This is a genomic window from Massilia sp. P2_C2, from assembly GCF_056404615.1.
The window spans coordinates 1-11,583 of record NZ_JBFUDR010000201.1; the positions used below are offsets into that span (position 1 = coordinate 1).

General features: G+C 56.3%; 12 protein-coding genes. All 12 read left to right on the plus strand.

Translation table 11 applies throughout. The annotated features are described in order from the left end of the window. The coding region (locus AC1DYX_RS20860; protein ID WP_477262339.1) for an RHS repeat domain-containing protein at positions 1 to 1,886 on the plus strand (1,886 nt) is incomplete at its 5' end. Positions 1,887 to 1,888: 2 nt separating this feature from the next. Further along, positions 1,889 to 2,839 carry a hypothetical protein gene (locus tag AC1DYX_RS20865; RefSeq protein ID WP_477262341.1) on the plus strand — a complete coding sequence of 317 codons (951 nt, stop codon included), beginning with the start codon at positions 1,889 to 1,891 and terminating at the stop codon, positions 2,837 to 2,839. 69 nt (positions 2,840 to 2,908) lie between these two features. Beyond that, complete coding sequence (locus AC1DYX_RS20870) at positions 2,909 to 3,427, plus strand: hypothetical protein (RefSeq protein ID WP_477262343.1); 519 nt, start codon at positions 2,909 to 2,911, stop codon at positions 3,425 to 3,427. After that, positions 3,424 to 3,954, plus strand: coding sequence for a hypothetical protein (locus AC1DYX_RS20875; protein WP_477262345.1), 531 nt, complete (start codon positions 3,424 to 3,426; stop codon positions 3,952 to 3,954). Before AC1DYX_RS20870 ends, AC1DYX_RS20875 begins: the two co-directional genes overlap by 4 nt. 43 nt (positions 3,955 to 3,997) lie before the next feature. Continuing rightward, entirely contained in the window at positions 3,998 to 6,283 is a 2,286-nt protein-coding gene (locus AC1DYX_RS20880) for a secretin N-terminal domain-containing protein (RefSeq protein ID WP_477262347.1), read from the plus strand. Beyond that, positions 6,280 to 6,753, plus strand: a complete 474-nt coding sequence (locus AC1DYX_RS20885) for a type II secretion system protein (RefSeq protein ID WP_477262349.1) — start codon at positions 6,280 to 6,282, stop codon at positions 6,751 to 6,753. The genes AC1DYX_RS20880 and AC1DYX_RS20885 overlap by 4 nt, the downstream gene beginning before the upstream one ends. Then, positions 6,753 to 7,136, plus strand: a complete 384-nt coding sequence (locus AC1DYX_RS20890) for a type II secretion system protein (protein WP_477262351.1) — start codon at positions 6,753 to 6,755, stop codon at positions 7,134 to 7,136. Before AC1DYX_RS20885 ends, AC1DYX_RS20890 begins: the two co-directional genes overlap by 1 nt. After that, the gene (locus AC1DYX_RS20895) at positions 7,108 to 7,677 is read left to right on the plus strand and encodes a type II secretion system protein (RefSeq protein WP_477262353.1); all 570 of its coding nucleotides are present in this window, start codon (positions 7,108 to 7,110) and stop codon (positions 7,675 to 7,677) included. Before AC1DYX_RS20890 ends, AC1DYX_RS20895 begins: the two co-directional genes overlap by 29 nt. Before the next feature lie 4 nt (positions 7,678 to 7,681). Then, positions 7,682 to 8,878: a type II secretion system F family protein gene (locus AC1DYX_RS20900; protein WP_477262355.1), complete on the plus strand. Its 1,197-nt coding sequence runs from the start codon at positions 7,682 to 7,684 to the stop codon at positions 8,876 to 8,878. Next, positions 8,871 to 10,562, plus strand: coding sequence for a GspE/PulE family protein (locus AC1DYX_RS20905; protein WP_477262357.1), 1,692 nt, complete (start codon positions 8,871 to 8,873; stop codon positions 10,560 to 10,562). The genes AC1DYX_RS20900 and AC1DYX_RS20905 overlap by 8 nt, the downstream gene beginning before the upstream one ends. After that, positions 10,555 to 11,355, plus strand: coding sequence for a hypothetical protein (locus tag AC1DYX_RS20910; protein WP_477262359.1), 801 nt, complete (start codon positions 10,555 to 10,557; stop codon positions 11,353 to 11,355). Before AC1DYX_RS20905 ends, AC1DYX_RS20910 begins: the two co-directional genes overlap by 8 nt. Further along, the coding region (locus tag AC1DYX_RS20915) for a hypothetical protein (protein WP_477262361.1) at positions 11,355 to 11,583 on the plus strand (229 nt) is incomplete at its 3' end. The genes AC1DYX_RS20910 and AC1DYX_RS20915, both read left to right, overlap by 1 nt.

The window sequence follows — 11,583 nt, forward strand, 5'->3', positions numbered from 1 at the left end:
ACACCTATCCGGCGCAGGGCGGCAAGGGTCCGCATGCGCTGCAAAGCGTGTCGGGCGCCTTCAGCGCCAGCTATACCTATGACGCCAACGGCAACGTCAAGACCGCCAACAACGGCGGCTGGCGCAGCGTGGCGTACACGAGCTTCAACCTGCCGGACAGCCAGAATGGCGTGCAGGGGCCGGGCGGTACGCAATATGTGTGGCAATACGACGAGAACCACCAGCGGATCAAGGAAAGCCGTACGAACGGATCGGGCACGCGCACGACCTGGGATCTGCATCCGGACAACGTGGGTGGTTTGTCTTTCGAAAGCGAACAGTCGGGCAGTACGACGAGCAACCGTCACTACATCAGTGCTGGCGGACAGATGATCGGTGTGCTGGTCAGTACCGGAGCGCTGCCGAGCCTGGCTGCCGGGCAAACGGCGCCGCCGGCGGTCACGAGCCTGACGTTGGTGAAGGTGGAGTACTGGCACCAGGATCACCTGGGCAGTCTGGCCACGACGACGGACCATACCGGAGCGGTGACGGCGCGCTACAGCTACGACCCGTTCGGCAAGCGGCGCTACACGAACGGCAACTATGATGCGAACGGCAACCTGGTGATCGACTGGTCGACGGGGACGAACAACGGCAACGATCGCGGTTGGACCGGGCACGAGCATCTGGACGATGTGGGCATTGTGCACATGAACGGACGGCTGTTCGACCCAATGCTGGGGCGGTTCATGCAGGCGGATCCGTTTGTGCAGAACCTCGGCAACCTGCAGAACTTCAACCGCTATGGGTACTGCTACAACAACCCGATGACGTGCACCGAYCCGAGCGGGCTCCTGTTCGGCGGGATGTTCAGTGTCCCGGTCATCGACAACCTGTGGAACAACCATATCAAGGCGTATGCGCCGATGATTGYGKCCATYGYGATYTCCGTCTATTTGCCKGGYGCSGAKTGGTTYATCCASATCGCTGGCRASGGCATGATGAATGCMGCGATTACCGGTTTCGTGAGTGGYAGYGTAKCGTCCGGCAACCTGAAGGGYGGYTTGCAGGGTGCCTTTACGGCCGGTATGTTCTATGGAGCCGGTAACGTAATTCAGGGCGGTAACTTCTTTACCGGCGGAGAAGGTGTACGATGGGGAACTGAGGCCGGTATTGCCTTGCATGGTGTTGTCGGGTGCGTGACGAGCGTAGCCGGTGGCGGTAAGTGTGGATCTGGGGCGTTGAGCGCGGCATTCAGCAAGGCGGCTACGCCGTGGACTGGCACGCTTAGTCCTGCTGAGGGAGCGGTCGCTAGTGCGGTTATCGGTGGTACCACCTCAGTGCTGGGTGGTGGCAAGTTTGCCAACGGTGCAATGACTGGGGCATACGGCTATCTATTTAACTGCATTCTGCACGAGTGCTTCGCCCAAGGGCGTGATGCGGAGAAGACGTTAGTAGATAAGCTTAAGACATCTGGTACAGCCGATGCACTCGGTTTGGATTTCAATAAATGGTCAGACGGCGAACATATCTTCCTTGGAAAACCTGACATCTTCTCGCGAGATTTGAACATGCTCTGGGAGTTGAAGCCGAATTCGCGTTACGGTTGGCTCGCCGGTGCAGATCAGCTTTTCCGCTATACGTTCGCCAGCGGATATGATCTGGGAACATGGGAGCCGCTGTTCGGCAGTCGACCGAGCATCATTCTTGAAGGTTCGATGAATCGTTATGAATACCACCTTGGGATGAACGGCCTGATCCTTTATAGCGCGCTTGATCAAAGTCCGATGGAGAAAGCTGCAATGCAACTCATGATAATGCGTGCGGCCATAAAAAACTCCAAAGCAGACGCAGCGGCTGCCCCCCCCGCCGACGCCAATGCCATTGCTTATTCCGTAAATATGTAAAAATGAAGAGGCAAACGAATAATGCGGTCAATCCGCCGCAAGGCAATATCAGCGGCGCATTGATCTCGGAGGAGGAGGCAAAAAACTTGTCGAGCCGGATTTTTCCTTTGGGCGATCAATGGCAAGACATCTGTGTTGAATTGGAAGCTGCTGGGTTGGGAATCCCATCAAAGGTAGTAAGATGCGCGATTGAGACGCTTGCCGGCACGGAGGAAGGGCGAGCCAAACTTCACGCTTATTGGCGTGAGTGGGCGAAAGAAAAGCTTGCAGGACTAAATGGGCCGAGAGATATTTTCCGTGGCCATTATCCACATGTGTCCGCTTATCGATCCGATCTAATGGAGGCGCTGCGTAAATATGTGGCCGATGGAAGACTCAGCTCCGAAGGTCCGATTGCTTCGCCCCAAATCGAACCGACGCTCAAACGCTACATTGAGAGACTTCCTGATAACCCAGCGGCAATACAACTGCGCAAAGAGATCCAAGAAGCAAGACAACAAGCGGCATTAGCGTTGAATCTTCCAGAAGACCCCGAGTTCGCCAAACTAAGTGCGAGCGCGAGGTACGAAATGTTAATCGATCGATATCGAGCGTCCCTGGAGCCGGCGGGTTTTAAGTTGGACTCTCATCGCAAGACAGGAGTAGTGTTTCGCAAAATTACCTCCGACGAGCGCTGGGCGTTCCTGCTCGCAGACCAGTCGAAGGGTGATGTGGATACGGGATCATTATCCCCGAGCTTTGCGCTTACGTTGCCGAAAAAAGCTGTTGTGCCGAACGCTGTGTCGTTGAGCTCGGTAGCAGCGTTCTTACCAGATGACATTGTGCCGCGCTTCCACGCTTCATGTTTTTTTGCCAAAGATTCCTATGCGCAGTTTTGCTTAGCTGCCGATTCAATCGCGTTCCTGACGAAGATACTTTACGTTCGTGTTGATAAGCTGCTTGCGGAAAAATGAAATGTTTAAAAGGCATTCTGATTCCTTTTATTTTTGAATTTTATTAATTTAGGTGCGGTTGTGTTGCAAGTGACTTTCCAGAAATCCAGCAAGACCTGGTTTGTGCTATGGTTCTTGGCGAGCGCATTGTTCTGTGCYGGGCTGGCGTGTTATTTTCATGTGACTCCGCTAAATGTCCGCCGTCATGTGGATCATGAGAAGGCTCTTGCTGGACTCAATGCGGAAATGGCTCGAGTGTACGGATTGCTGGGCGATACCACGAATGTATCGCGAAGCCAATATTTAGGATTCGAACATGTGTCCACACTGCTGACAGACCTGCAAACGACCTCGTCACGTACCGGCCTGCTCGTGCTCGACGCAACAAGCCGCCCAATGGAAACCAAGGAAAAGACCCTTTTCGGCCAGGTTCAAATCAGTACTCGAATGAAGGGCAATTACAAAGATATTAAGAATGTGATATCCAAATTGCTCGCAACGCACGAGGGTTTGTCGCTCGATGGACTCTCGTTCCGACGCGCCCGCGCGGCCGATCCGCTGCTGGACGCCGAAGTCAGACTGACGTTTTATTACAAGAAGGACGCATGAAGCTCAAGCGTCAACATGGCCTAGCTGCTGCGTTAATCACCACGCTCGCGTTGTCCGCACATGTGGCCATGCAGGACGTATCGCGTGCGCAGGTTGTCCAGCCCTCCGATGCGAAAACCACGGGGACCAGGGCGGACGGGCCAGCGCCGAACGGTCAACCAGCCGCTGCAAAGAACGACGAACGCGACCCGTTGCTGGAAGCCGCAAACGATCCGTTCAAGGTGGTGAGCTTCGTGGCGCCTGTGCAAGCCGCGCCGGTCGCGCCGGTCGCGCCTCCCCCGGCGCCGGTTGTGCAACCCAAACCGGTTGCCCCGCAGTTCCCCTATCAATATTTTGGCCGCATGATCGATGTGGACGGCCAAAAGCTCACTTTCCTGTCAAGAGATGGCGTCCTCGTGCCGATAAAGGTGGGCACCGTGCTGGATGAGATGTATCGCGTCGATGCTGTGGCCGAAAAGCAAATCTCATTGACTTATCTCCCGCTTAATGAGCAAATTTCGATTTTTACGCAATCGGCCGCGGAGTGAACACCGCCGGGTGCGTACCCAATAGTTTTGATCTGGAGTTGTTTTGCGAACTTTAGTTTTGCGCTCGAGCGCCGCGGTACTGGCGACAATCCTGTTTGCCGGTTGTGGGGCCCAGTACATCCGAAATGGCGCCGAGGATGACATCGGTGCCGGTCGGTATGAGGCGGGACTGAAGCGATATGAAGAGGGGCTCGCCCGCTACCCGGAAGACGTTACGCTGCGCGCCGGTGAGGTGAGTGCGCGCCAGAAAGCGGTCTCGCAGTTGATGGCCACCGCCGTCGCGGCCCGAGCCGAAGGCAATACTGCGCTTGCGAAAAGCGCATTGAAGCGCGTGCACGCAATCAGCCCGGACAACGAACGCGCTGCCGCAATGCAGCTCGACCTGGATCGGGACGAGCGGCGCAAGGCAACCGTGATGGAGGCGCGGGATTTGCTGGCCAAAGGGATGCGCGAGCGGGCCATGTTGCTCGTTGAAGCGGCGCTGAAGGACAGTCCCGCCGATCCTGAATTGTTGAGCATCCAGCGTGAGCAGGAACTCTTCGTGCGTCAGGAAGAGTTTAACTCCACGCATCTGTCTGAGTCCCGCCGGGTGTCACTGGATTTCAAGGACGGCAGCGTTCGGATGGTACTCGATGCATTGACCCGTAACAGCGGGGTCAATTTTGTGATCGACAAGGATGTACGCGCCGATTTGCGCACATCCATCTACCTGCGGGACACCAGGGTCGAGGATGCGCTCGAACTGATCACGACCACCAGCCAGCTGGTGTACAAGGTGCTGGACAGTTCGACGGTGCTGATCTATCCGCGCACACCGGAAAAGATGCGTGAGTATCAGGACCTGGTCGTGCGGGCATTTTATCTGTCGAATGCCGACGTCAAGCAGACTGCCAACATGCTGAAAACGATGCTGAAAATCCGCGAGCCTTACGTGGACGAGAAGCTCAATCTCATCATGGTGCGCGAGACGCCCGAGACGATTCGCCTGGCGGAGCGTCTGATCGCACTCCAGGATCTCGCTGAACCCGAGGTGATGCTCGATGTCGCGGTACTCGAAATTAAACGCTCCAGCCTGACCAATCTGGGGATACAGTATCCAGACAGTTTTACCCTGACGCCAATCGCGCCGACAGGCGGTTTCAACCTTGGTAATGTCAAGAACATCAACAAGGACACGGTGGGCGTGACGGTACCGGGTGCGACCATTAATTTCCACCGGGATGTCGGGGACGCCAATATCCTTGCCAACCCCAAGATCCGTGCCCGGAATCGAGAGAAGGCCAAGGTCCTCATCGGCGACAAACTTCCGATCGTGACGACGATGGGAAGCGTCAACAATGGCGGTTTTATCTCTGAATCGGTCCAGTACGTCGACGTCGGCCTGAAGCTCGACGTCGAGCCGAACATTTACCTGAATGACGATGTCGCCATCAAGATGGGACTCGAGGTGAGCTCGCTCGTCAAGCAGATCAAGACGACGGGTGGATCGCTGGTTTATCAGATCGGCAATCGTACCGCGGACACGGTGTTGCGTCTCCACGATGGCGAAACGCAGCTGCTGGCTGGCCTGATCAGTAACGACGAGAGGATGAGTGCCAACCGGATTCCCGGAATCGGCGATCTGCCTATCGTCGGCAGGCTGTTTGGCTCGCAAAGCAACGACAGCCAGCGTACCGAAATCGTATTGTCGATCACGCCGCACATCATTCGTAACATCCGTCGTCCGGACCTGAATCAGTTGGAATTCTGGTCCGGGTCGGAAGCGATATTGCGCAGCCGTCCATTGACCCCATCCGCTTCGCCAAAAGACAAGAACCCGAATGCCAAACCGGGGGACATGCCCGGACGGCCCGCTGCCCCTGCGGCCGCTTCGCCTAACGTCCCCGGTCCCGATGCGAATGCGCAGGGAGAAGCAAAACCTTCTTTCGTATTGGGCTTGACCGGTCCGAAGGAGGTCAAGGTCGGCGAAACGTTTACCGTTCATGTGAATGTCAAGACCGATGTCCCTGTTCGGGGCATGCCCGTCGAGCTGCAGTTTCCCAAAGGCATCGTCGAAATCGTCGATGCCGAAGAGGGGGCATTCCTGGGTCGTGATGGAACGCAGATCAGCAAGACCAAGACGCTGAACCAGGCGGAAGGCCGGGCGTCCATGGCGCTGCTTCGCTTTAACGGCAACGGTGAAAAAGGCGAAGGCACCGTGATGAGCTTCCGGTTCAAGGCCCTTTCCGCAGGGACGGCGGACATTCAGGTGGTACTGGTAAAACCGGTGTCGCCCGAACCGATCGTCGTTCCTGCAACGCCTGCATCCACCAGGGTGACCGTCAAGTGATCCGCGCCAGGAAGCACGGGTATACCATCATCGAGATGCTCGTCGTGATGGTCGTGTTGAGTGTCCTTGCAACGGCGGCGATGCCCCTGGTCGAGCTTTCCGTAAAGCGCAACAAGGAGCGGGCGCTCAGGCAGGAGTTATGGGAAATCCGGCATGCGATCGATGCCTATCGACGGGCGTACGAAGCCGGCCGCGTTGGCGATGCATTCAGCACGACAGGATGCCCACCGTCGCTGGCGGCACTCGTTGCTGGCGTTCCCGACTTGAAGAACCGGGGGGAGCCGATCTATTTTCTCAGGCGCCTCCCGCGTGATCCCTTTGCGCCTTCGGCTGAACCGCCAGAAAAATCCTGGGGGATCCGTAGTTATGCATCGACTCCGGACGAGCCGAAGGAGGGCAGCGACGTCTTCGACGTGTATTCGAAATCGGAGGAAGTCGGGATGAACGGTATTCCTTACCGGCAGTGGTAATGCAGATGACCAAGCGAAATTCCGGCTTCACGCTCATCGAACTATTGGTCGTGATGGTGTTGATAGGCCTGCTGCTGTCGATCGCGGTGCCAACGTATTTTGTCCACATCGATCATGCGAAGGAAACCGTTCTGCGTGAAGACCTGGTCCGGATGCGCGACGCCATCGACAAGTTCTATGGCGATGCCGGTGTCTACCCGGAATCGCTCCAAGAGATGGTGGTGAAGCGGTATTTGCGCAAGATACCTGTCGATCCAATCACGGAGCGCGCGGATACATGGGTCATCGTCGCGCCGGTGCGCAAGGACATGGGTAAGGTATTCGACGTCAAGAGCGGTGCTTCAGGACGTGCGCATGACGGAAGCGACTATGCGTCGTGGTGATTTTGTGCACCGGCGCGCGCAACAGGGCTTTACGTATGTCGTCGTGCTGTTTGCGTTGGCGATCGTGGGTGTCGGCCTGGCGGCGTTAGGCGAATCGTGGTCGAGCGTCTCGCATCGGGACAAGGAAGATGAGTTGATCGATATCGTTGGCGAATACATGGCTTCGATCAACAAGTACTATATACGGTCGCCCGGCACTCCCAAGACCTTCCCGCTCCGTCTGGAGGATCTGTTGGAAGATCACCGGTTTGCAGGTACGGTCCGGCACCTTAGAAGGTTGTATCGCGATCCGATGACTGGAAAGCCGCAATGGGGATTGATCAGGAATGCATCCGGGGGCATCGTAGGTATATACAGCTTGAGTGACAGGGAAAGTCTCCGTAATCGCGGCGCATTCGTGGACGGTGCGCTGCCGATTTCGGGGACACACTATTCCGAATGGAAATTCATCTCGTCGTTGCCTGAAGCTGCGCCCCAGATTCAGCCAATCCAACCGTCAGTACCTGCGACATCAAACGCCGCGCAACCACCTCATCAGTAATCTTATGGAATTCAATATAAGAGCGTTCGATCCCGCATCGGGAGGGATCATTGAACGCAAGCAGGAAGGTGAACACCGCGAAGCGGTTCTGGCTCTTCTGGAACACGAGGGGTTGACGGTACTTTCAGTGAACGCTTCCGAGCAGCTGCGGCGGGTCCGCCGTTCACAGCGTTTCGATGCCGTCCTGTTTTGCGAAGAATTGCGTACCTTGCTCTCTTCAGGCATGTCTCTGGTCGAAGCCATCGACACGCTTTGTTCAAAGGGAACCGGCGATTACAAGCACACCGTTTTGCGTGAGCTTCATCAGCGCCTGCTTGATGGTAAGCAATTGTCGTCGGCGCTGGAGCTCAACCAGTTTCCTTTTTCGCCATTGCTGATCGCGTCGATCAGGGCAAGCGAGCGGTCGAGCAGGATCGAAGTGGCGCTGGACGAGTACATCAATTACGAGACGATGGGGCGTGAGCTGGGCCGCAAACTGGTCAGCGCGGCGATTTATCCGAGTCTGGTGATCGGATTCGGGGCTGCAGTGTCCATGTTCATGATCGCCTACGTGGTGCCCCGGTTTGCCCACGTGTACGACGACTATACGCGCTCGTTGAGCTTGCCGACGGCTATCCTGCTCAAGGTGGGCGTTTTTTGCTCTGAAAATTTTATTGGTATCGCGCTCTGCCTGCTGGCTGTCGTGGCGGGGATCGTCGTGCTGTACAAGAACGGGAAGCTCAAGACCATTTCGTTACGCATACTCTCCAGGTCGAAGACCGCTCGACATTATCTGAGGCTTTATCAGTTGTCACGGATTTACCAGACGCTGTCGATGCTGCTCCGAGGCGGGTACACGTTGTCTGATGCGATACCTCTCGCACAGAATCTGGCGTTCGACGAGAAGTTGCGGGAACGTATCGGGCTGTCGCGCGAGCGGATCCTGGAAGGACGCCGTTTCAGCACTGCGCTTGCGGAGTACGGCTTGACGGACACGGTCACCGAACGCCTGTTACAGGTCGGAGAAAGGTCGGGGAGCCTGGCAAAGGTGATGGATGTCATTGCGCAGAATTCCCGGCAGGAATTCACCTTGTTTCTCGAACGCGCGACGCGGCTGGCAGAGCCGATTTTGCTGATGGCGGTCGCGATCATGATCGGACTGATCATCGTCATGATGTACATGCCCATTTTTGATCTTGCGGGAGGGCTTCAGGGTGAATAAACCGCTTTCACAACACACTTCCGCCATCAAGGAACTGTTGCCGGCGGCGCGCGCCAAAGCGGCGGCAAGCGGTCGCTGCCTTTCCGTCGAGCTGCTTGGATTGGCGGGAAGAACCGACGCGGAATTGGAAGAAGTGTCCAGCACGGTTCTGGGGGTGACTTATCTGTCGCAACAGCGTTTGTTCGAGCAGAGTCTCGATCTCTCTCAGCTCAGCTTTACGGACTGCGCGAGCCGCTCGATCTTTCCGTATCGGGTAGATGGGCAACAACGCTTCGCGGTCGCCGATCCTTGGGATGACCAGGCGCTGCAATGGTTGTCGAACAAGGTCAACCATTATCCGTTCGTGGTCTGGAGCGGTCGATCGCATATTGCGGCAGCACTTGAACGGGCGCAGACGCGCGTCAAAGCATCGAGCGAAATAGGTCATGCATCGGGCAACGTCGGGCAGCTTGCCTCGAATGCGACCGCAACGATTTCGATCGAAACCATCGAACGAAGTGCCAGCCCGATCGTTCGTTTTGTTGATTCGGCGATTTACGATGCGTGGCGGGCGGGCGCGAGCGATATTCACTTCGAATGCGATCGCGGGGGCGTGCACGTCAAGTTGCGTCTTGATGGTGTGCTGGTCCCGGCAGCGGAATTGCTGGATGTCGTGCGGGCAGAGGAGGTGATTTCTCGCATCAAGGTGCTCGCCCAACTCGACATCGCCGAGCGGCGCATTCCTCAGGATGGCCGGTTCCGTGTAACGCTGGGGGAGCGGGAATTGGATTTCCGGGTGTCCATCATGCCGAGCATTTTTGGCGAAGATGCTGTCATTCGTTTGCTCGACAAGGCGCAGCTGTCCAACTCGGACGCCAGTATTTCGCTGGAGAGTCTCGGTCTCGACGCCGATGCCATCACGCGCATCAGACGACTGTCTAAGCGTCCACATGGCATGTTGCTGGTGACGGGACCGACGGGTAGCGGCAAGACGACCACGCTGTATGCCGCGCTTTCGGAAATCAAGACCGGCCAGGAAAAGATCGTTACGATTGAAGACCCCGTCGAGTATGAATTACCGGGCGTGCTTCAGATTCCGGTGAATGAAAAGAAGGGCCTGACGTTTTCGCAGGGTCTCAGATCGATTTTGCGCCATGACCCGGACAAGATCCTGGTCGGCGAGATCCGGGACAGCGAAACTGCTGAAATTGCCGTGCAGGCCGCTCTGACGGGCCATTTGGTGTTCACGACTGTTCACGCCAACAGCGTGTTCGATGTGATCAGCCGCTTTGCGCACATGGACATCGATCTCTACAGTCTTCTGTCCGCGCTGAACGGCGTGGTTGCGCAGCGGCTTATCAGGTGCAATTGCCCTCATTGCAGTCAGCCCGAGACAACGGTTTCTCCTGAGCTGGCAGACCGTTTCAGGGCGGCGGGAGTCGACATGGCGGGGGCACGATTCATGCGGGGTACAGGCTGTGATAATTGCAGGAGTACAGGATACAAAGGACGCTATGCGATCGCCGAGGTATTGGGCTTCGATGATACCATTCGCACAATGATATTGAATCGTAGCGATGTGGCTGAGGTGAAGAAATATGCGAGGGCGCAGGGTGTGCGTCCGCTGAGCCTGAGAGCACTGGATCTCGTGATGACGGGTGTAACGACGATCGACGAGATCGACCGGGTGGTAGCTTATGAGTGAGACGCTTCATCTTTACCTGACCGGGCGCGATGCGCATTTGCGGCGCGTGGCAGGGTATTTCGGCCGCGGCCCGGTCGACGAGGTAGGGCAATGGCAATGGAATTTTCTGGATCCGCTCTCCTTGAATTTTGATGCCGTTGAGGGCATGGACTGGGAGCGGCGGCGTCGCCTGCATGTTTATCTGGGTTCCGCGCTCTGCAAGTTCATGGTTGACGATTTGCCTGACGGTGTGCGGGATGAAGAATATTTGGCCGTGGCATCCGCAAAAATGGCGCACAAGTTGGGGATGACGCCTTCAGAATGGGCGTTCACATCCCAGGTCAGCAAGGCCGATCGCAGGACGTTTACCTGTGCATTGCGTAAAAATATCGCCGACCGTGTCAATGCTCTTGCGGCGGAACACAAGTTGAAGTTGGTGTCGATGACGCCATTTGTTGCGTCATTGTGGAACGAATGCGAGAAGGCTCCAGATGGCGCAGCCGATTCAAATTTCTCCCTGATTGTGATCGAAGGAGATGCATTTACTACGCTCGCAGCCAAGGATGGGGTCATTCAGTCGATGAACAGCTTTTTTCATCGTGGCGAATCCGATCTGGTCGATCGTGAAGTGAACCGTTTGCAGCTTTCGCTTGGCGTGCAACAGAAGATTGGCGTCGCGTTGTTGAAAAGACTACGTCCGTTTGTCGATCATCAACCTGAAAAACTGGTTCAAGCCCGTCATGTCCAGCCGCTGCGGAGCAGGCCCGACTTTAGCGATCTGATGTTCCGCGACGAAGCCAAAGACTCTGCTTGATGACTAAACTCGAAATTGATTTTGTCCAGCGCACCAATTTTCCGTGGCTTGCAATGGTGTTTTTTGTTCTATCCCTGTTCTTCTGCGGCAGTCAGGCGATCGTATGGTACAAGTGGCGCGAACAGATAAAGAGCGATGAGGCGCGAATTGAACAACTGGAAAGAGAACTCAAGGTAAAGAAACGGGCCGCAGAAGCCGCCATGGGAGCTCAACGTACGGTGCTGGAGG